We start from the raw sequence: 21879 nt of genomic DNA, 5'->3' as shown, positions 1-21879 counted from the left end.
AGTCCAGTTTGACAAAGAGCCGAATAATCTCAGATGCTATAAGTTTAATTTTAATTAAGCTTTTTCGATGTTTGTTGCTTGAAGTCCACGTTGACCTTCTTCAATATCAAAAGTAACTTCTTGGCCTTCTTCTAAAGTTTTGAATCCTTCACCTTGGATAGCTGAGAAGTGTGCAAATACATCATCTCCACCTTCTTGAGAGATAAATCCAAATCCTTTTTCTGCGTTAAACCATTTTACTGTTCCTTGAGCCATTTTTAGCTTCCTCCTTATTATGCGCACGTTGTACGCTTATATTGTTGCAATAGATGTGACGCTTAATAGGAGAAATGTTTATAGATCAAAATTTTCCTAAAAATATATCAAATATACTACGTGAATTAATATACCATATTGCACATCTAAATGCAATTGTTTACCTCAAAAATTACAAATATTTTTTTATTTTAATAGTCCGATTAATAATTTCAACCGATTTATGATTGTTTTTGAATCACATTTTGAATAAAATCTTCTGATTCTTTGTATATCGTTTCTTCTTGTTCATGATGTAAATAGTGTGGACCGTCTAGCTCGATTACTTTCCCGTGATCTAGACCTTCAATCTGTTGTTCATGAAGTTTCAACCAATTTTCCATAGCATTTTCGCTACGTGCTACAAATAACAAAACTGGCATGTTTTTAGGATATTTAAGTCCTCTTGAATTTGGAAAGCTGTTCGATAATTCTTGCAATTCTTCAGCCATGTTACGACTACTCATGTTTTTCATTGTCACTAAACGAATTTGTTCAAAATTTGGATCATCTTCCGCAATCCCTAAATTTTTAGTAGGATTAGTTGCAATCACAGCTCTAAAGATACCGGTACTCTTTAACAAATCAAAGAAAGTCATATCGATACCAGGCCATGGTTGCTCAGGCGTACTTGTATCTATCCCAATAAAGCCTTGCATTTCTGAAGCATAAGTTTGTGCATAATTAACAGCATACAAACCCGTAATTGAATGTCCCATGACGATATATTTCTTGAGTCCTAATTTTTCAGTCACAGCATGAAGTTCCTCTGTATAATTTTCAATTGTTCTGGGACGCTTAGTTTGTGTACTTAATCCATATCCAAACGGTTCGATTGTCACCACTCTGTTTTCTTTCTTAAGATCATCGATAAGAGGTTTAAAATCATAGTAAGGACTGGCAGTTCCTTGACCAGGTAATAAGACGATGACTTGATCGCCTTTCCCTTCATCTACAACATTTATTTTACCGTCAAACACAGGAATTTGTTTGCCGTAAGGTTTAATTTGATTCGCTTCTTTATTTAAACTCACACGATGAATAATTGTTGTTGTCGTTAATGTGACCGCAAGTAAAATGAATAATCCTGCAAGGATCATCATTATCACTTTTATTATTCTCTTCCATAATGGTTTTTTAATTTGATTTGTCTTCATATTCTTTAACCTTACTTTCTACATTGCTCATTATTGTCTGTAATACTTCTTTCGACAGTACGTCAACACCGCATTGCTTTAGTACATACTGACACGCAGAAAGTTTCTCCCAAAACGTTTCAGCAGTGTTAGGGTATAGTGCATTGATAAACCATGTACTAATTAACATGATAATTACTTCTGCAATTTGTCTAGGAAAGGGAGCTGAAACCGATCCATCAACGTGCCCTTCTTCTATAAACATTTCAATATACGGTGACAGTATTTCGGTCATTGTTGTAATATATAGTGAAAAGAAAATCGCATCATTTAAAAGCTCATAGCTTGAGCCTAAAGTCTCACTGCGCTTTTGATTGAACATCGCATCAATTAATAATTTTTGAATTTTTTCTAATCCACTCAAGCCTTTTGCTGCTGCAATATTATCTAACTCTTCTTCTGTAGGGACGAAGCGCCTGACTACACCATTAATAATGGCTTGCTTCGATTCGAAATGATGATAAATTGCACCCCGGCTCAGACCATCCAGTCCTTTTACAATATCTTGAATAGAGGTTTTTTCATAACCTTTCGATACAAATAGACTCGAAGATACATCAAGTATCATCTCTATCACTTCATCAGCCGTATATTTTTTTGCCAATTTTAGTACTCCTTCCAAAAAAACATTCAATCGGTATGTTTTATATCTTAACGAATAATATTGACTTTGTCAAAAGAAAAAACCACGAGAATAAACATAACTAACGTTTATTCTCGCGGCATAATTCTATAATGATTCACTTGATAGTGATTAACTTGTTTCTGATAACTTAATTTTCCACCATTTTTAATAATAATTGCTTCTGAAGCAGCATTCGATTCCCTGCACGAAACGAATATTGGATAAATCTGTAATTCAGTTAAAATTTCTAATCCTTTTGTAAAAACTTCATTACCAATCCCTATATTTTGAAATTCCGGGAAAACTGTATACGCAAGATGACCACCTTCTATTGCATCATAGGCTTCAAGCCTCTCTTTTAAAGATAAAAGGCCTACAATCTGTTTCTTCTCATTTCTCACGACGTAAAACAGCTCTTTCTTAGCTTTTTTAAGCCACAGATCATCATCTCTACTAGACTGTAAATTCAACGATCCTTGTACTATTTGACCATCTTTTCGCATAAGATTTGTTTGAAGACGCAGTACTGCGACATCTGAAATTATTGGTTTTTGGTAGTCTAACATCCAACCACTCCATATAATAATATTATGTAAACTAAATTCTTATATAACAAAAACCCTGAGACTTCCATGGTTAGTCTCAGGGTTTTAACATTTTCAAAAAATGTTTTACGCTTCTTTAGTCATAACGTCTTTTCCATCGTAATGGCCACATGATGGACACACGTGATGGTTTTTCTTCATTTCTCCACAGTTAGCACAAGCTGTTAGGCCTGGAGCTGATAACTTGTAGTGAGTACGACGTCTAGCTTTTTTAGCTTTTGATGTTTTTCTTTTTGGTACTGCCATGTATATACACCTCCTTAAATAAAGATGTGTAAAAAATTTACACATATATTCCAATCCTACAAACTAATCATCAAGTAATTCAGATAGTTTTGCAAGACGAGGATCAATCTTAGTTTCTGCCTCAGATGCTGCTTCTTCGATCACATCTTCTTCAGAAATGACTTGCCAAAAGTCTCCTTTAGGTAAGTCTGCTGTTTCTTGTTTTTCAGCTTCAGTTAAAATTTGGATTGGCAAGTTTAATAAAATGAAATCTTCAACTGCTTCAGTTAAATCGATGATATCTTTCTCTAAAGGCATAATTAAACTAACTTGCTCTTCAGTTAAGTCTTTCATCTCTTTAAGAATTTCTTCTTTCATATAAACTTCATCCACCTCAAGAAATAGAGGGAATTCAACTGGTTCTAATGATCGACTTGATGGTAAAATCAAAGTCGTATCAATTGTAAAATGTGCTAAGTAGCTTGTCGAATCTACAGCAACTAGACCTTTAACATGAATCGGTGAAACACTAATAATCGTATTTTCACGATTAATTAAAGTTTGTTCTAAATCCACTGTTTCATCAAATTCAACTTGGCTTCCTCTAAATTTATTTAGCTCAGATAATGCCCATTTCATAACTTCACTCCTTAAGCAACAAAAGTAATTATACTAGTCTAGACGGTCTTTGTCAATCAGTTTATTTTTACATTTATGCTTGTTATTTTGTTTTAATTTAGTCGTCTATTTTGACCAATCATTTTCACTTCTTTTGATAAGTAGCGGATACGCTCCATGATTCGTTTCGCTTTTAATGGTTCATCTTCACCTTTTTGAGAGACACGAAGATGTTCACTTTCAAGTTGTTTCATATCAAAATTTGAAGAGAAAAAAGTCGGTAATTGTTCTTGCATTCGATACTGTAAAATAACACCTAAAATATCATCACGAATCCAACTACTCATCGAATCCGCACCAATATCATCAATCATCAAAATCGGTGCCTTTTTGATTGCTTCAAGTTTTTCAAAAACAGTCTCTGTTTTAATCGAATTTTTCATCTCAACTGCAAAGGTTGGAAAATGAATCAAGGTTGTTCTAAAGCCTTTTTCAGCCAATTGATTTGCAATTGCACCCAATAGATATGTTTTACCAACTCCAAAGGTGCCTTGAAGGTAGAGCCCTTGATGAAAATGTTTTGGCGCTGCTTCATATTGCCCGATAAATTCTAGTGCATACTGCAACGCTAGTTTACGTTCATTTGTTAGCTCAAAGCGATCTAAGCGCGCTTCACGAATATCTTTCGGCATATCAACAGCTCTAACACGATTTTTAATTTCTTGTTGCGCTTGTTTTTCAAGTAAGTCTTTTGTTGGAATATAAGTCACATCGATAAAATGATAATTTAAAAAGAGACGTGGCTCGTATCCTGGCGCAATCATCATTGGATCGTTCAAGCGAAATTTTTCTTTTTCTTTTACGAATTCATATAATTTAGCTTGGCTTTTTTGAATATCCTCATTCGTTAATTCGTCACGATGCTCTTGAATAAACAAACGAACGTCCTCGTCTTTCATCACTTCTTGCATAATATGATCTAATTTACTTAAGCGATCTGATTTTTGCAACTGCTGATTAAGGTTTTTACCAATACTTTCCATTAGCTAGTCTCCTCCTCTCGTGATTGATTCAATCGTTTTAACTGTTCTGCAAAATAAGCTTGTTCTTCCTTAGAAACTGGCGTTTCAACGCGTTTCTCTTCAGATTGTGCCCATTCTGGTAAAGTTTCTTTACGTTTAGACTGCGGACCCCTTTTTGAAGAAGTACGCGCTTTAGTCTGTTTTTGATACCCTTTCACTTGAGAAAGTGCTTCTTCAGGGGTAAACAATTTCTTTTGTACCCAATCATTCGCAATTGTACTAACGAGATTTTGATTCAATGATGTTTCTTTTTTCACAACCAGTAGATAATGAATCAACATATTAATGACTGAATTTGGTAATTTTGACTGATTGACAATCGTTTCAATCGTCCATCTCTCATTACTCGCAACAAAGCCACCCTTTTGCTCTTTAACTGCTTTTAAAAAGACCAATGGTGGTGTTTTTTCGCACGCTAAAATGACAGCAATCTCTTGTTCCGAATAGTTTTCTCGTTTTAAAGTATTTTTTCTAAAAGTCTCCACTTCAGCCTCTGTTTTTAAGCCTTCAGCCTTCAAAGTCTTCATTGGTGATACAATTTGTTTCTTTCGGCCATGGTAATCGCGATAAATATATTGTTTCAATTCTTTTATCTTAATTTCATTAGTCACAAAATCAATTGCAGACATCACATATTTTTGCATTTCTAATTCATTAATGCCATACAAATGGTGAAATGAATCAATCGTATTTTTTAATTGACCATCAATATCACTTTCTTTAATTGGTAAATTTTTAATTAACTGCTTAAAGAATACCCAATCAAAATTGGGGTTATCAATTTCAACATTACTCTCTGAAGTTATTTCTTGCATGGCTTTAAATTGTTTTTTTGCCCGAATTAACTCTTCTGAGTCTTGACTCATTGCTAAATTGGACATCGAAAAGACATCGACGAATGTCCGACTAACATTTTGATATGAAGATAAATCACTCAAATCAAAACTAAAATGCGCAACCAATGATTTATAACTCGTTTCACCAATCTTATCCAACAATAATAACGACATCACGTCATCAGTCAAAAATTGCATGGGGCTAACTGGCGGCATCAAGACATAAATAAAATGATGTCCCTCATCTATCGCGCGAGCATATGTTTTTAATAAACCGACTGCTTCTAACCGACTTCGCGCTTCAAAAAACTGTGGCAAGCCTATGTCTAACTGCGTCAACACAGTTGAATGTTCGATCACTGTGTCATTTGGATACACCTTTGCCAATTGGTTTAGATTCAACAGTAATGAATAAGCCGACATGCCAATTAATGGTTGGTATAAAAGTGTGAGTGTTTGTTGGTCAACTGCATTATAATCAGCAGTGAGTTTTACTTTAAATTGATCTTTAGGTTTTACTTTATCCCACGCACTCGCCACACTCAACACTCCTTTTATTCTGATTCTGATTCACGATCTATAATTCCTTGTAATTCTTCTAAAAAGACACTCATATCTTTAAATTGACGATACACACTCGCGAACCGAATATAAGAAATCTCATCCAATTTCACAAGATCTTCCATGACATACTCGCCAATCAAATTAGTTGATACTTCATTTTCACCTAAATTTCGTAATCTATTTTCAACATTTTCGACGACTTGTTCCATTTGCTCCATTGAAACTGGGCGTTTTTCAGCAGAACGAATTAAGCCTCGTAATACTTTTTCACGATTAAATTCTTCACGCGCACCATTCTTCTTGATGACAAGAAGTGGTGTCACTTCGATTCTTTCAAATGTTGTGAATCTAAAGCCACATTCTTCACATTCTCGGCGTCGACGAATTGAGCGTCCATCATCTGCAGGACGACTATCAACAACTCGAGAACCGTTATAATGACATTTTGGACATTGCATTTGTAACACCTCTATTTTCTATGGTTTATACCACTTGATATTAGTCACATTATAGCATGTTTTTACTTGATAGGTATACCTTTAACTAAAAAAGGAAAAGAAGCATTAACTCTTCTTTTCCAAATTATTTTTATAATTATTTAACCAAATGTCTAGTTGCTGGTAAGTCAGTTCTAAACTATCAGAATTATCGATAACACAATCTGATTTTTTGACTTTTTCTTCTAAAGACATTTGACTTTTAATTCGAGCTTGCGCTTCGTGTTCAGGTATACCATCTCTAAGCATCAAGCGATTTAACTGTGTTTCTTCATCCACGTAGACCACCATTATTTGATCCACGAGCGCGTCATAGCCTGCTTCAAAGAGTAATGGGATATCTAAAACAATTAATTCATAATTTGCCTCAGTTAAATATAATAATTCTTTGACGATTTCTTGTTTGATTTCATCAGCTAATACAGTATTTAACAATTCGCGTTTCGTATCATCGTGAAAAATTATTTTTCCCAACGCTTCGCGATTCAGCGATTGATCACTAGCTAATATCTCTGAACCAAATGCCTCAACAATTAAAGCTAAACCTTTTGAGCCTGGTTCAACCACTTTTCGCGCCACGACATCAGCATCAATCAGCGGATAATTGCGTTGTTCAAAATATTGACTCACAGTGCTTTTTCCAGAAGCAATACCTCCTGTTAATCCTAAAAGTAACGGCATCGTAATTCCTCCTTAATCATGAAGACGTTGACATATTGAACAAAGATGCGTGCCTCGCTGGGCAACCTTAATTTTTGCAATTTCATTGCCGCAATTAGGACACTGCTCTCCATTTCGTCCGTAGACTTGTAAATTCACTTGGAAGGTTCCTGCTTCACCTAACGCATTCTTATAACTCCGAATTGTCGTGCCACCGGCGTCAACGGCTTTTTGTAAACATTCAATAATTGACTGATGTAACACTTCAATTTCTGCAAGCGTCAAAGTATTAGCCGGTTGCTCTGGATGAATACGCGCCATAAAAAGTGCTTCATCGACATAAATATTTCCCAAGCCAGTCACTAAAGTTTGCTCTAAAAGGAGTGGTTTAATAGCTTTTTTATGTTTCTTTAGCTTAGCCACAAAATCCTCTAACTTAAACATCTCATTCGTTGGTTCTGGGCCGAGTTTTTTTATACCTTTATAATTTTCAGCTGTATCTTTTGGTAACAGCGTTAAACGACCAAACTTTCGCACGTCAAGGTAACGAAGTTCTGATTGATCTGTAAAGACAAATCTAACATGTGTATGTTTAGTGACTACATCATCTGCATCACAATAATCAAATTTACCTTCCATCCGCAAATGACTCACCATATCAAAATGCGTCCAATGGAAAATCAAATACTTTCCCCGTCTTGAAACAGAATGTAATGTTTCACCAATTAGTTGATGTTTAAATTCTTCAATGTCAGGTGATTCGATAATTCGATTCCAAGATACAATCACGTGGTCAACAGTTTTTCCTAAGACCAGTTGTTCTAAACCCTTGCGGACTGTTTCAACTTCTGGTAATTCCGGCATGGTTTACTTCCCCCTTATTTGGCATCATACCATGTTGCGCCACTACTACTATCTGCACGTAATGGTACGGCTAGATCAACAGCATCAGCCATGGTTTCTTCAACCAATTGTTGTAGTTTTTCCAATTCTTCTTCAGGTGCTTCAAATACAAGCTCATCGTGCACTTGAAGTAACATTGTTGCTTCCATCTTTTCTGCTTTTAGGCGTTGATCGATTTTAATCATCGCAATTTTCAAAATATCAGCAGCACTTCCTTGGATTGGCGTATTAATAGCTGTACGTTCCGCAAAAGAACGTAAGTTAAAATTACGTGCATTGATATCTGGTAAATAGCGACGACGATGATAAAGTGTCTCAACATAGCCTTTATCTTTCGCATCGCGAACAATATCTTCCATGTATGATTTAACACCAGGATATTTTTCAAAATAAGTATCAATAAAAGTTTTCGCTTCTTTGCGACTAATGCCTAAGTTTTGCGATAGACCATAATCACTAATGCCATATACGATACCAAAGTTAACAGCTTTTGCTTGTCTTCTCAGATTACCATCAACCTCTTCAGCTGTTTTCACACCAAAAACACGCATTGCCGTACTAGCGTGAATATCCTGACCATCAATAAAAGCTTGTCTTAAATGTTCGTCACCAGAAATATCTGCCAAAACTCGGAGCTCAATTTGCGAGTAGTCCGAAGAAAACAATTTCCAGCCCGCTTTGCGAGGAACAAACGCCTGACGAATTTTACGACCTTCTTCTAAGCGAATCGGAATATTTTGTAAGTTTGGATCAACTGAACTTAAACGACCTGTTTGTGTTAATGTCTGTACGTAACGTGTATGAATTTTTTGGTCTGAAAAAATAACTTTTAACAATCCTTCAACATAAGTTGATTGAATCTTAGCGATTTGACGATATCTTAAAATATCATCAATAATAGGAGACTCACCTTGTAATTTTTCTAAAACGTCAACAGCCGTTGAATAACCTGTTTTAGTTTTTTTAATGACAGGTAATTTCATTTTCTCAAATAGAATCACACCCAACTGTTTTGGTGAATTTATATTAAATTCTTCACCAGCTTCAGCATAAATTTTTTGTTCAATCTCGGTTAATATTTCGGCAAACTCACCTTTCATTTCATTTAAGCGATTTGCATCAACCGTAATTCCGGTAATTTCCATATCAGCTAAAATTCTTGCTAAAGGTAACTCCATATCATAGAAAAGTTCTTTTTGCTGGCGTTCCTCTAATTCTTGATACAGTTTAGGATAAAGAAAATCAATGGCATGAATCTTACGGGCAAGGTGTTCCGTGAAAACTGATTCATCTTCTGGAATACCACGCTTAACCCCCTTACCATAAACTTTTTCATCACGATCCAATTCATAAAAATCAAAAGTTTCAGCAACTTCAGCAATGTCTTCACTGTTATTTGTAGAAGCTACGATATATGCTGCTAGTAAAACATCAAATGCAACACCTTCAAGTGAGATATCATAGCGACAAGCTGCCACGTATAAACGTTTAAAATCATAAACTCGTTTGGTCAATTCCGGGTTTTCAAGATACGCAATCATTAAAGGGTCCATTAATGCCCAATCCCCTGTTGTCACATAGCGGTGTTTATCATTTCCCCAAGCAACAGCCACAATATCAGACGTATGGTAGTTTTCGTCAAGCATCTCAATATGGAACACCATATCAGAACTTAACATCGCTGATTCGATTTTTTCTACTACTTCATATGTAATTTCTTCACGTGGTGTGACTGGAACATCAGCATCTGTTGTATCTAATTTCGCCAAGAATGAATTAAAATCCATTTCTTTATAAAAAGCTATCAGTTTCTCGAAATTCTTACCTGAATAATCTAAATCTGAAACAGCGATTTCAATCGGACTATTTGTATTAATCGTTGCTAAGCGTTTACTCATCAAGGCGATTTCTTTTTCGTTAATCAGATTTTCTTTCATCTTACTTTTTTTCATTTCATCGACGTGTTCATAGACACCTTCGACTGTTTGATATTCTTTTAACAACTTAATTGCTGTTTTTTCTCCAATTTTTGTGACGCCAGGAATATTATCGGACGCATCACCAGCTAACCCTTTCATATCAATAATTTGAACAGGTTCTAGCCCATATTTTTCCATTATATGGGCTGGTGTATAAGCTTCAATCTCACTAACCCCTTTAATGGTTACATTTATCGTCACATTGTCAGAAGCGAGTTGCGTCAAATCCTTGTCACCAGTTAGAATGACAACATCAAATTCATTAGGATCCACACTTTTTGCTAGTGTTCCGATAATATCATCCGCTTCAAAATTATCTAATTCATAATGCTTCATCCCTAAGCCTTCAATCAAATCTCGTAAATAAGGCATCTGTTCTCTAAATTCACTTGGCGTTTTAGCACGTCCTGCTTTGTATTCTTCATAGAATCCGTGACGGAAGGTTGTTTTACCAGCATCAAACGCAACTAGTGCATGTGTTGGTTGAACATCTTTTAAAACATTATCTAACATTGTATTGACCGCGTATAACGCATTCGTATGCAATCCTTGTTTATTTTTAAAACGTTCTAGTGATTGGTATAATGCAAAGAATCCTCTAAAAGCAATACTGTTACCATCGACTAGTAATAATTTATTTTTTTTCATGAAGACACCTCATTTTCTATTCAACCCATTCTAACAAATTATGACTCACATTGCGAAAATTAAAAATATCATTCTTAATTTTAGGATGTAAAAAAAGAAAGTCTGACAAAATATTAAGTCAGACTTTCTTTTAGTTATCACAGGAATATCTTTTTTAACTTTCAATTCATCATAAAGAAAGTAAAGATTAATGGACCAACGATGATAGTAACTAGAAACAACCATGTTTCCCAACGCGCCATATTTAGAGTTAACCCTAAGCCACTCTTCTTCATTACCCAAACACTTGGGTCTTTTTTATTATAATATATGCCTCCTAGTTTCCAATTCGCGTCATCCTGTGGCATCTCAAAATTTATATCAGGAGTTAATTCTTCACCATTTTGACGATATTTAAACCCAATAAACAAGTTAATACCAAAAGTCCCAATCAAAACAATAATTACTAACGGTAAAATGATAAAAGGATTTGAATTTGGAGTAATGGTGATTAATTGCACACCAACAAATAAAACTTGAATCAAGAGCGATATCGTTAGCATCCCCAATGAAGAAGACTTTCTAAAGCGGCGATCATTTTGACTATATTGTTCAGAATGATTTGTCGCAAGTTGCTGTTTAGCTTTATAAATTGCTTGATTTGTCACTCCAAAAAGAATAGTTAGAAAGACTTGCATCATCGGTGCAAAAAAGACTGTTTTAAATGATTTTTCTGAAAACACAACAGGATTCATCGCTGCGTCAAAATTTGTTGGAATCTGTTGCGGTATTTTATCATAGACCAACATAGTATAGATAATTGAAAAAATCACAAAAACTAAGTTTATACCCACAAAATAAGAAGTTGGAAAGATAAATTTTTGATCTCTAAAATTCGGATCAACGATGACTTTCTTTGATGTTTCATCCAGTGTATTTGAATTTTTCATCATGAGTACAACTAATTTTCGACGTGTATCAAAATATAGAACCAAGAAAAGAGCAAAGTTGGCAATCATCCCCAACGCTAAATAGATAGGTGACATTTCAATTAGTTTATCCGGACTAGCTACGGCAATAATTGGCACGATTGGGAAAAGGATGAAAATATTCGCAAGTAACATGATTATAGTAAAGTGATGTCTAAACTTTTGAATGTCTTCATGTTCTTGTAACGCCCCCGGAATTGTAATCCCAAATAAATTACTTCGACGGCTGACTCTTGGCGTAAAAGCCAACGACACATTAACCAACAACAATATTATACCCATTAACAAGATAACACTAGCGTTCATTGTTATCACTCACTTTCATTTCATCAATTTTCATTTGTTTTTGTAATTCTTTCCACTCCGAATCAGAAATATTAAAAATTTGCTGATCAATCATTAGTTCCTTTAATCTTAATTTAAACTCTATTTCACTTTGGTGATTCATTCGGATATTTGCTTGTTCCACAACGCTAAATCCTTTTTTTTCTTTCTGAATGACCCCTTCGTCAGCTAAAATTTGATAAGCCTTATTAACTGTATGGTGATTAATTCCAATATCACTCGCAAGTAAACGCACACTAGGCAATCTTTGCTCAGCGATTAATTCCTTGCTTAGAATTAACCGTTTAATTTCATACACAAGTTGCGTATATATTGGAATCGCACTTAATTCATTAATTTCGATCATCGAATTCACGCTCCTTTGTTATAGTTATAGTATAACGATTTTTGTTATACGTCAACTATAACAAAGATAATACCAAAAAAACACAGTAGAAATAAATCCTACTGTGTCGTTCATATTAATTTTTAATCTCTACCAAAAATTCTTAAGAATGCATAGAATAAGTTAATTAAATCAAGGTATAAACTTAATGCACAATAAATTGCGATATTATTTGATGGTTCGACACCTGCTTGGTAATAAATAGCTTTGATTTTTTGATTATCATAAGCAACCAAACCAGAGAAAACTAAAACCATTGCATAAGAGATGAACATTTCAACTGGACTACTTTTCAGAATAAAGAAATTTAGTAATGAAGCAATGATGATACCCAATACTAAGCTATATAAAGCATGTCCTACAGCACTTAAGTCTTTTTTAATCACAACTCCCACAACTGCCATCACAGCAAATGTTACTGAAGCAGTTAAAAAGGCCGCCGTAATCGATTCAGCAGTATAAAGTTTTAAGGTTACAGAAAGTGTAATTCCTGTTAATACAGAATATCCGATATAACCTACTAGTGAATTTCCTTTTTCTTGGACGGCATTTTTACTTAAATTAACAACTAACGCTAATTGAGCAATCCATAAACCGAAAAACATGATTCGATTTGATAATAATGGAGCCACTTGATACCAAAAGACAGTTGAAGCCAAGTATGCTGTTACCGCACTAATTGCTACACCTAATCCTACAAATCCATAAACCTTACTATAAAACTTTGTCAAACCACCAGTTTGAGCATATTCTTGTTGATTCATTGAATCTCGTCCTTTCTTATTGACTATCTTCAATCATTTGAACCAATTTAGGCGGCCTCACCATTACCACACTGTCCAAAACACGTTCGTCTTCAAAGTTTTCAGCCGTTACTGATAAAGTTACGACATCTTTCATTTTATCAATTTGAATGACTTCAAAATGATAAGTAAGTGTTTCGTAATGATAAACAGGTTTAATTAAGTTAAAAGAAAAATTAACAATATTAGACCCCGCACCTGGCAAATGCTTTGAAATAGCACTTGAAATAGTTCCCATCAATAAAATTGTTGGAACAATCGGGCGACCATATTCTGTTTTCTGACTAAAATCATGTTGAATAAACAATGGATTCGCGTCATTCGATAATCCTAAATAGAGTAGCAATTGATTATCTTCAATTGTTTCGGTTAAACTAATCGAATCTCCTTCAGACAATTCTTCAATTGTTTTTCCGATTCTATTTTCTGGATTTAAAAACTTCATATGTCTAAACTCCCTTCAATAGATTATATAACGAAATGATTAATTTAGCACGTATTTTCTAAAATTCATAAATTACATTGTATTTTTACGTGTACTTGTTAACAACTTTTCATAAGCTTGTTCAAATTTTTGAACATCTCCAGCACCCATAAAAATCATTACAGCATCATGATAATCTAACAATGGAGATAAATTGTCAACATTCACAACATTTCCACCCTTAGAAATCTTATCGCCTAGGTCTTCGATTTTAACAGTTCCAGCATCTTCACGCGCTGAACCAAAAATATCACATAAATATACTTGATCCGCTAAATCTAATGATTTAGCAAAATCATCAAGTAAAGCAATCGTTCTCGTAAAGGTATGCGGTTGAAAGACTGCAATAATTTCCTTATTCGGATATTTTTGTCTGGCCGCATCAATTGTTGCTTGAATTTCAGCAGGATGATGTGCGTAATCATCAACAACAATCATATCATTGACAATTTTCTCACTGAAACGACGTTTAACACCATTGAATGTTTTAAGCTCTGTCGCAACTTTTGCCATATCTAATTTTTCTAAATAAGTAATCGCAATAACCCCTAATGCATTCATGACATTGTGTAAACCAAATGCTGGTACCGTAAAGTCACCAATTTTTTCATCATGATAATAAACTTCAAAATTAGAACCCGTCGTTGTACGCTCAACATTGCGTGCTTGGAAATCATCTTCTGTTGTTGTGCCATAATAGTAAACTGGTACCTCAACATCTAATTTACGCAAGTACTCATCATCACCAAAGGCAACAATTCCCTTTTTCACTTGCGAACCAAAATTTTGGAAAGCATCGTAAACATCATCGATACTTTCATAATAATCCGGATGGTCAAAATCAATATTAGTCATGATTGCGTAATCAGGTGAATATGCTAAGAAATGACGGCGGTATTCACAGGCTTCAAATGCGAATGATTTAGCATCTGGATCACCAAAACCAGTACCATCCCCAATTAAATAGCTTGTTGGTAATATGCCAGATAAAACATGAGCCAACATTCCAGTTGTACTTGTTTTACCATGTGAACCTGTTACAGCAATACTAGTGAAGTTTTGAATAAAGTCACCTAAGAATTTGTGATAACGAATGACTGGTAAACCTTTTTTCAAAGCTGTTTTAATTTCAATATGATTGTCTGGAAAAGCATTACCGGCAATAATCACTAAATCATCAGTAATATTTTCTTCTCCAAATGGAAACATTTTTATATTTTCTTTTTCTAATTCACGTTGTGTAAAAAAGTATTTTTCAACATCAGATCCTTGTACTTTAAAACCTTTTTGATGTAATAATAATGCTAGTGAACTCATTCCTGAGCCTTTAATCCCCACAAAATGATACACTTTGTTTTTATGATCGTACATAAAAATCCTCTTTTCTATTTCCTACTTGTCCTCATTCAAAATAATATTGAATGCATCAAGTATTATCGTATATTTTACCTTAAATTTCAACAAAAAAAACTTACATTGGTAAAAAACAATGTAAGTAAAAAATTAATCAAAATAAACATTATCAAAAGTAGCGCGTCCTTCATCCTTCATAATACCAGATAAAGACTTATCTAAACGGTTATTTTTTTTACTAAGCGTTTGCTCATCAATATTCAAATCATTTGTGTGTAATTGTGCGCTTGTTGGCTCCATCGACATTAAATGATCTGTAGATGCTTGTTTTAATTCGTTTACTAAAGTTGATTTTTTATCATCTGAATACCTTACGTCTGTTTCTTCAATCATTGACACTGGAATATACTTAGGTTCAAATGATTTTTTTTCTGTTTCACCAGGTAAACGGTAACTTGACTCAAAAGAGCGACGATGCGTGTTTGGCAATTGATGTTTTGCTTTGCCTTTTTGATTTGTTTCAAAAAAACGATTCGCATAGCTGGCTTCTTTCGCTTGATAGTTTTTCTTAGGGTCAACATACGCTGTTTGACGATCAAGTTTTTTGATATCTAACTCTGGATTTTCATATTTTTTTAATGGTTCTGATTTTTGAGATGAGACTGCTACCGGACGACGTCTCTTAGGAGAAGCGCTTTTCACAGATTCTTCCAAACGATCTGAACCGAAGTAGACTGGTTCATCCACCATTTCTACTTTATCCATATCAAATAAATTTCTTTTATTTTTTTCTTGTCTTTCACGATCATAGACAAAATCATCTTCTAAAATATCTTTTAAAAATTCACGGTTACGTTTTCTATTTAACTTAACTCCAGCTTCATCTTCATATGCTGGGAACCGATAGTGTTTTCTACTTTCTGTTAGTCGAATCATCGATTATCATTCCTTATTAGTTACTGCATATAGTCTATCATAACTACCAAAATAAAAAAAGAGAAGTTGCGAAAAACTAGCCTGTTTTTAAACAAAAAAAGTAAAAATGAACTAAAATTATTAGGCAAGTCCGTAAATTGAGTATAAAACACCTAATTTACCCCTAAAATAATAAGCAAATAAAAAAACCTCACAAAACATTTACGTCAAGTGAGGTTTGATATTCCAAAATTATTCTACTTAAAAATTTTCCATATTAATGGTAAATAAGCATCCAATAATGGAGCTAGTATTGAAAAAATAAGTGCTGATCCTACAATTAATCCAACAACAATGACACCAATTTTTTTAGAGCGTTTCAATAAAATAAATGTGATGATCGCAATTAAACCAATTACAAGAACAATCGCTAATTCAACAGTACCAATATCAATTGGAGATCCAGCTATTAAGGGTTTTACAACACTTGAAAATAAAAACCAAACAACTTCAACAGCATAAATCGCAAGAACAATTTGTAATAAAAGTCTTTTAATTTTTCCACTTGACATGATAATCCTCCTCTCTAGCGTGCAAGTAACAAAAAGCATTATAACAAAAATGCTTTAAAATGTTAATAAAAAATTGAGGAGTTTAAAACTTTTTTATAAGAAAATTTTATTTTCCATAACTGGAGTATTTTTAATTGTATCTGCTACTGGACATGTACGGTTAATAAACTCAACAAATGCGATAATTTCTTCTTGTGTATTATCTGCATCAATGTAGAAATTAGAAGTCATTTTTGAGAAACCAATTTTTGCATTTGGGTTTTTACCCATGAAACCATCTGGATCCAACTCTCCAGATAATTCAATTTTAATTGAGTTAAGTTTAATATTGTGCATACGTGCAAAACTTTTTGCAACGATAACTTTACAAGCGCCTAATGAAGCTAATAGTGCTTCAACCGGGTTCATACCTGTATCCGTTCCACCTAAGTTTTTTGGTTCATCTAATGTAAATTCAAAATCTCTAGCACGACATGATACTTGTAACCCATCAATACTTTCTGTAACCGCGTTAAATACTTCTATTGCCATTTTAATTTCCCCCTAAATACTTTGTGATGTAATTATCATACCATATTTCATGAGAATCTTCAGTAAGTTTTACCTAAATTAATTATTTGTTCTGATTAACGAGCGATAGTCTGATGTGTCATGTTAAAAAATGCACAATACAATGAAATCATGTATACTTAATTGTAAGCTAATTATCATTTAATGGAGGTGTTTTGAATGTCGAACGAACAAAAAACTTTGACTAAAGTAATCATTGATCGCGAGGAAAAACAATCTTTACTCGAATTTGCCACTGTTTTAGAAACTATTGCTTCTCGTATTCGAAAAGACCAATCCTTTATCTTTACTGAAGGCGATAAACAAACAGTTATTACGCCCACTGATCCATTAAAAGTCGAATACAAATACGAAATCAAAGGTGACAAACATTCCTTTGAAATTGAATTTGACTGGTATGAAGGTCAATCAAAAAATGAGTCATTCTCGATTCACTAAAAAAACCATCGGATCTTTACTAATTAATGTAAGGATTCGATGGTAGATTTTTTTATTTTGTTTGAAGAGCATAACGTGATTCAATTTCATGAGCAAGATGATTTACTGATTTCAAAATTTCTTTACGTGTAACGATCCCTTTGAATACTCCGTCATCATCAACAACTGGAACAAAGTTTGCATCAACTAATAAATTTAGAATCTTTTCGATTTCAAACGGTTGTTTTAAACTTTTGACATCCTTGTCCATTACATCCGAAACAAGGACTTCTGACAATTTGTCAGGATTAATCGATTCAGTATCAATCATCACTTCAACGACCATTGATAAAGAAACAGAACCTACTAATTTTTCTTTACGATCCACAACAGGAATCCGACTATACCCAATATTGGTTAGGACTAAAAAAGCATGTTCTAAACTATTTGTATCTTGTAATGTCGCAACGTTGTCTGCTGATACTAAAAAATATTCTTCGTTTTCTAATAAGATTTCTTTGACTTTCTGACCAATCATTTGTCTTCCTCCATCATTACCAAAGCTCTTTAATTTCTGTTGAATGTCGTTGTGAGTTCTGTTACTTCTTCGTGACTTTCGTTATAATAACGGACAACAAATTCATCAGATGATACCTCAATTATAGCATATGTTTTTAGTGGCGCAAATCGTCCTCGAGGCTGAGAAATACTCCCTGAATTCAAGATAAGTTGTCCCTCATGAATCTCAACACCCAAACGATGTGTGTGGCCGTAAAGAACGATTGTTGCGTTTTCTTCTCTGCCAGCAAGACTTAAATTCATTAAACCGCTATTCACTTGATATAGGTGACCATGTGACATAAAAATCCGCTCATTCCCAATTTCGACAACTTGTTTCTGTTGATAGCCTGGATCATAGTCGCAATTTCCTTGAACAACAACAAATTTTTGCCACAACGGATCTCTCGCAGGTAATTCAGAATCACCACAGTGAAACATAGCATCGACTTCTTTTTCACGTTTCGCAGCTAAATCAACAAGTGCGTGACGATCACCATGATTGTCACTAACGACTAATAATTTCATTTTTTACGCCTCCTCTTCAATCCATTGGTCAAAGACTTCCATTAATGCTTCAATCGCACGACGACGGTGACTAATCTTGTTTTTTGTTTCTGGTGTTTGTTCGGCTAAACTTTCATTTAATTCCGGCAAGATAAATAATGGATCATAACCAAAACCATTTTCTCCTTGGGGAATTGTCCCTATCAATCCTTCAAGTTCACCACTAACAACAAGGCTTTCTTTACCAGGTTGTGCTAAAACTAATGTACAGTGAAATTGTGCTGTTCTATCTTCAGTTTTCACATCTGTTAATTCATGTAAAAGTTTGGCGTTATTTGCAGCATCGCGCTTATCTTCGCCAGCATAACGTGCAGAATAAACACCAGGTTGACCATTAAGAGCGTCTACTTTAAGTCCAGAATCGTCAGAAAGAACGAGCGTATTTAATGTTTCTGCAATTGTTTCTGCTTTTAAACGTGCATTTTCTTCAAAAGTAGTACCTGTTTCTTCAACATCTTCAAGTTCTGGGTAATCTAAGAGTGTTTTAATTGTATACCCTTTTTCTGAAAAAATAGCTTCAAACTCTTGTGCCTTTCCTTGATTTCTTGTGGCAATAATAATTTCTTTTTTATTGCTTGGACTGACAGACTGTTTATTTTTTGTTTGACTAATCGCTTGATGTTGTAATTGAATTAAATGGCGAATGCCTATTTCAGCAGTATCTAACATTTCGTTTAGTTCTTGGCGTGAAAAAGTTGCTTCTTCACCCGTACCTTGAACTTCAATCAGTTGTCCTGAACCTGTCATTACAACATTCATATCAACTTCCGCAGCTGAATCTTCAATATAATCTAAATCTAAGACGATACCATTTTCAGCTGTTCGTCCCACACTAATCGCTGCAAGTTCATCAATAATTGGATCTGTTGAGATGACTTGATCAGCTAACATTTTATTGATAGCTAGCTGTAGAGCAACGTATGCACCAGTGATACTGGCGGTTCTTGTTCCACCATCAGCTTGAATCACGTCACAATCAATAACAATGGAACGTTCACCAAGGATCGACAAATCAATAATTGAACGTAAACTACGACCAATTAAACGTTGGATTTCCATTGTACGTCCTGTTAATTTTCCTTTGGCGCTCTCACGACGATTTCTAGTATGTGTTGCTCTAGGTAACATACTGTATTCTGCAGTCACCCAACCTGTTTCTGTTCCTTTCAAGAATGGTGGCACAGACTCTTCGACTGTTGCGTTTACAATTACTTTAGTTTGACCAAAAGTAATCAAAACAGAACCTTCCGGATGGATTAGGTAATTGGTTTGGATGTCTACTTTTCTTAATTCTGAATTTTGTCGACCATCATGACGCATATTATTCATTCCCCTTCGTTATTGACACCCGATGGATGCCATATTTTTCAACTGTTAACCAATCATTTAAAATTTCTTCAAACATTCTTTTTGAACCTGTCATGTAGAATTGATGTGTTCTTGTTTCATTAGTCGGCTCAGCAGAAATATTATAATAATCTAATAACATACTCACGTCACTAACTGTTTCAGCACCTGAATCAATCAGGATGACATCTTCACCCATCTCACTTTGTATAAATTCTCGTAAAAGAGGATAATGAGTACAACCTAAAACTAAAGTATCAACATTTTTTTCTTTTAACGGTTTTAACGTGTTGTGAACCACTTTTTTAGCAATAGGTGAATGATACTCCATACTTTCAACCACTGGCACAAACTTAGGACAGGCTAACCCAAAAACATCTGTTTTTAGTGATTTTGTGTTAATCGCTAGTTCATACTGTTCACTATTGATGGTCCCGATAGTTCCAATCACGCCAACTCGATTATTCTTAGTTGATTTAATCGCGGCTCGAGCACCAGGATAAATTACACCTACGACAGGAATTGTTAATTCTTTGCGAATATCCTCAAGAGCGACTGCTGTTGCTGTATTACAAGCAATAACAATCATCTTCACACCTTTATCAACTAAATAATTGACCATGTCCCACGTAAATTCTTTAATTTGTTTAACTGGTCGCGGTCCATAAGGGCATCTTTCAGTATCACCTAAATAGTAAAATGTCTCATTCGGTAATTGCTTTAAGGCCTCTTTAAGCACCGTTAAGCCGCCAACACCGGTATCTAACATACCAATAGGATTATTATTAAACATTTAATCGCCCTCTCTTCTAGATTTTACTAACTAAAAAATTAAACTTGGTTTTGCATTTAACTCTAAAGTTGCAACATTCCCCTTGTTTGCTTCAACAAAAGCCGCAGCGCCAATCATTGCAGCATTATCGCCACAAAGTTTAAGTTCTGGCACACTAAATACGACCTCTGGCATTTTTTCAGCTAACTGAGTTTTCATTTCTCTACGTAATCCTTGATTTGCAGCGACACCACCAGCCATAATAAGCTGTTTAACTTCATAAGTTTCACACGCACGAATCGTTTTTGATACTAAAACATCAATCACACTTTGTTGGAAACTTGCAGCTAAATCATTCGGAATTAATTCCTCACCACGTTGTTCAGCATTGTGGACTAGATTAATAAACGCACTCTTTAATCCGCTAAAACTAAAATCAAAATTATCTTCTTTGATCATGGCACGAGGGAAATTGTAAGTATCACTTCCTTGATGCGCCATCTCATCAATAATTTTCCCACTAGGGTAAGTAACACCTAAGACGCGTCCCACTTTATCATAAGCTTCACCGGCCGCGTCATCTCGAGTTTCACCTATTACTTCATAACTGCCATGTTCTTTCATATAAACAAGCTCAGTATGCCCACCACTTACAAGTAGCGCCATTAATGGAAATGTCATTTCATGCGACAAACGACTTGCATAAATGTGACCCGCCATATGATTGACTGGGATTAAAGGTAAATCATTTGCCCACGCAAATGTTTTCGCTGCCGTAATTCCGATTAACAAAGCGCCAACTAAGCCCGGTCCATATGTCACGGCAACAGCTCCTAAGTCTGTCACCTGAACTCCTGCTTCTTGAAAGGCTTCTTCCATACAGCCAATAATTTGTTCAACATGATGACGACTAGCCACTTCTGGCACCACTCCACCAAAGCGTTCATGACTTTTTATTTGAGATGCAACTATATTTGATAAAATTTTTGTTCCATCTTCAATTACTGCGACACTTGTTTCGTCACAACTACTTTCAATTGCTAAAATAAGTTGACGTTCTTTATTTTCGAATATATTTGTTGGCACGTATT

General features: G+C 34.6%; 26 protein-coding genes. 1 reads left to right on the top strand and 25 read right to left on the bottom strand.

The genetic code is table 11. The annotated features are described in order from the left end of the window. Positions 1–54: 54 nt before the first annotated feature. The 20 genes from ESZ54_RS03735 to ESZ54_RS03640 form a co-directional block, all read right to left on the bottom strand. Positions 55–255 carry a cold-shock protein gene (locus tag ESZ54_RS03735; protein WP_136136343.1) on the bottom strand — a complete coding sequence of 67 codons (201 nt, stop codon included), beginning with the start codon at positions 253–255 and terminating at the stop codon, positions 55–57. 221 nt (positions 256–476) lie between these two features. Beyond that, positions 477–1451, bottom strand: coding sequence for an alpha/beta fold hydrolase (locus ESZ54_RS03730; protein WP_136136342.1), 975 nt, complete (start codon positions 1449–1451; stop codon positions 477–479). Next, positions 1432–2094, bottom strand: coding sequence for a TetR/AcrR family transcriptional regulator (locus ESZ54_RS03725; RefSeq protein ID WP_136136341.1), 663 nt, complete (start codon positions 2092–2094; stop codon positions 1432–1434). Before ESZ54_RS03725 ends, ESZ54_RS03730 begins: the two co-directional genes overlap by 20 nt. 107 nt (positions 2095–2201) lie before the next feature. Then, complete coding sequence (locus tag ESZ54_RS03720) at positions 2202–2681, bottom strand: GNAT family N-acetyltransferase (RefSeq protein ID WP_136136340.1); 480 nt, start codon at positions 2679–2681, stop codon at positions 2202–2204. 105 nt (positions 2682–2786) lie between these two features. Continuing rightward, a complete protein-coding gene (rpmF, locus tag ESZ54_RS03715) occupies positions 2787–2966 on the bottom strand; it encodes a 50S ribosomal protein L32 (protein ID WP_136136339.1) in 180 nt (59 codons plus the stop codon). Positions 2967–3029: 63 nt separating this feature from the next. Beyond that, positions 3030–3584, bottom strand: coding sequence for a YceD family protein (locus ESZ54_RS03710; protein WP_136136338.1), 555 nt, complete (start codon positions 3582–3584; stop codon positions 3030–3032). Positions 3585–3676: 92 nt separating this feature from the next. Next, complete coding sequence (dnaI, locus tag ESZ54_RS03705) at positions 3677–4606, bottom strand: primosomal protein DnaI (RefSeq protein WP_136136337.1); 930 nt, start codon at positions 4604–4606, stop codon at positions 3677–3679. After that, positions 4606–6021 carry a replication initiation and membrane attachment family protein gene (locus ESZ54_RS03700; protein WP_136136336.1) on the bottom strand — a complete coding sequence of 472 codons (1416 nt, stop codon included), beginning with the start codon at positions 6019–6021 and terminating at the stop codon, positions 4606–4608. Before ESZ54_RS03700 ends, dnaI begins: the two co-directional genes overlap by 1 nt. 14 nt (positions 6022–6035) lie before the next feature. Further along, positions 6036–6503 (bottom strand): transcriptional regulator NrdR, encoded by a 468-nt coding sequence (gene nrdR / locus ESZ54_RS03695; protein WP_136136335.1) that lies wholly within the window; start codon positions 6501–6503, stop codon positions 6036–6038. Between the two features lie 105 nt (positions 6504–6608). Beyond that, positions 6609–7223 carry a dephospho-CoA kinase gene (gene coaE / locus ESZ54_RS03690; protein ID WP_136136334.1) on the bottom strand — a complete coding sequence of 205 codons (615 nt, stop codon included), beginning with the start codon at positions 7221–7223 and terminating at the stop codon, positions 6609–6611. A gap of 12 nt (positions 7224–7235) precedes the next feature. Continuing rightward, on the bottom strand, positions 7236–8066 hold the full coding sequence (gene mutM, locus ESZ54_RS03685; protein ID WP_136136333.1) for a DNA-formamidopyrimidine glycosylase: 831 nt from the start codon (positions 8064–8066) through the stop codon (positions 7236–7238). Positions 8067–8080: 14 nt separating this feature from the next. Then, the gene (gene polA / locus ESZ54_RS03680) at positions 8081–10732 is read right to left on the bottom strand and encodes a DNA polymerase I (protein ID WP_136136332.1); all 2652 of its coding nucleotides are present in this window, start codon (positions 10730–10732) and stop codon (positions 8081–8083) included. Between the two features lie 161 nt (positions 10733–10893). Next, complete coding sequence (locus tag ESZ54_RS03675; protein WP_136136331.1) at positions 10894–12006, bottom strand: DUF1648 domain-containing protein; 1113 nt, start codon at positions 12004–12006, stop codon at positions 10894–10896. After that, positions 11996–12391, bottom strand: coding sequence for a GntR family transcriptional regulator (locus tag ESZ54_RS03670; protein WP_136136330.1), 396 nt, complete (start codon positions 12389–12391; stop codon positions 11996–11998). The genes ESZ54_RS03675 and ESZ54_RS03670 overlap by 11 nt, the downstream gene beginning before the upstream one ends. Positions 12392–12513: 122 nt before the next feature. Then, complete coding sequence (locus tag ESZ54_RS03665; RefSeq protein WP_136136329.1) at positions 12514–13194, bottom strand: Bax inhibitor-1/YccA family protein; 681 nt, start codon at positions 13192–13194, stop codon at positions 12514–12516. Positions 13195–13210: 16 nt separating this feature from the next. Further along, positions 13211–13678: a MaoC family dehydratase gene (locus tag ESZ54_RS03660; RefSeq protein ID WP_136136328.1), complete on the bottom strand. Its 468-nt coding sequence runs from the start codon at positions 13676–13678 to the stop codon at positions 13211–13213. Between the two features lie 72 nt (positions 13679–13750). Beyond that, the gene (gene murC, locus ESZ54_RS03655; protein ID WP_136136327.1) at positions 13751–15088 is read right to left on the bottom strand and encodes a UDP-N-acetylmuramate--L-alanine ligase; all 1338 of its coding nucleotides are present in this window, start codon (positions 15086–15088) and stop codon (positions 13751–13753) included. Between the two features lie 132 nt (positions 15089–15220). Then, on the bottom strand, positions 15221–16006 hold the full coding sequence (locus ESZ54_RS03650; protein WP_136136326.1) for a hypothetical protein: 786 nt from the start codon (positions 16004–16006) through the stop codon (positions 15221–15223). Between the two features lie 236 nt (positions 16007–16242). Further along, positions 16243–16557 (bottom strand): hypothetical protein, encoded by a 315-nt coding sequence (locus tag ESZ54_RS03645; protein WP_136136325.1) that lies wholly within the window; start codon positions 16555–16557, stop codon positions 16243–16245. Positions 16558–16650: 93 nt separating this feature from the next. After that, positions 16651–17088, bottom strand: a complete 438-nt coding sequence (locus ESZ54_RS03640) for an OsmC family protein (RefSeq protein WP_136136324.1) — start codon at positions 17086–17088, stop codon at positions 16651–16653. 198 nt (positions 17089–17286) lie between these two features. On the opposite strand from ESZ54_RS03640, the gene ESZ54_RS03635 reads away from it, so the two are divergent. Beyond that, complete coding sequence (locus ESZ54_RS03635) at positions 17287–17565, top strand: amphi-Trp domain-containing protein (protein ID WP_136136323.1); 279 nt, start codon at positions 17287–17289, stop codon at positions 17563–17565. A 52-nt stretch (positions 17566–17617) separates the two neighbouring features. Here the strand turns inward: ESZ54_RS03635 and cbpB are convergent, their stop codons facing one another. Genes cbpB through tsaD form a run of 5 tightly spaced genes read right to left on the bottom strand, consistent with a single transcriptional unit; the run spans position 17618 to position 21874 of the window. Continuing rightward, complete coding sequence (cbpB, locus tag ESZ54_RS03630) at positions 17618–18082, bottom strand: cyclic-di-AMP-binding protein CbpB (RefSeq protein ID WP_136136322.1); 465 nt, start codon at positions 18080–18082, stop codon at positions 17618–17620. Between the two features lie 29 nt (positions 18083–18111). Next, the gene (locus tag ESZ54_RS03625) at positions 18112–18630 is read right to left on the bottom strand and encodes a metallophosphoesterase (protein ID WP_136136321.1); all 519 of its coding nucleotides are present in this window, start codon (positions 18628–18630) and stop codon (positions 18112–18114) included. Positions 18631–18633: 3 nt separating this feature from the next. Next, positions 18634–19989: a ribonuclease PH gene (gene rph, locus ESZ54_RS03620; protein ID WP_136136346.1), complete on the bottom strand. Its 1356-nt coding sequence runs from the start codon at positions 19987–19989 to the stop codon at positions 18634–18636. Between the two features lies 1 nt (position 19990). Beyond that, positions 19991–20809 (bottom strand): glutamate racemase, encoded by an 819-nt coding sequence (racE, locus tag ESZ54_RS03615; protein WP_136136320.1) that lies wholly within the window; start codon positions 20807–20809, stop codon positions 19991–19993. Positions 20810–20839: 30 nt separating this feature from the next. Further along, the gene (tsaD, locus tag ESZ54_RS03610; protein ID WP_239433738.1) at positions 20840–21874 is read right to left on the bottom strand and encodes a tRNA (adenosine(37)-N6)-threonylcarbamoyltransferase complex transferase subunit TsaD; all 1035 of its coding nucleotides are present in this window, start codon (positions 21872–21874) and stop codon (positions 20840–20842) included. Positions 21875–21879 lie beyond the last annotated feature (5 nt).

It is taken from the genome of Vagococcus silagei (assembly GCF_004795745.1).
In the GTDB taxonomy this organism is placed as follows: Bacteria; Bacillota; Bacilli; order Lactobacillales; family Vagococcaceae; genus Vagococcus; species Vagococcus silagei.
This window is presented reverse-complemented; position numbering and strand designations above follow the sequence as displayed.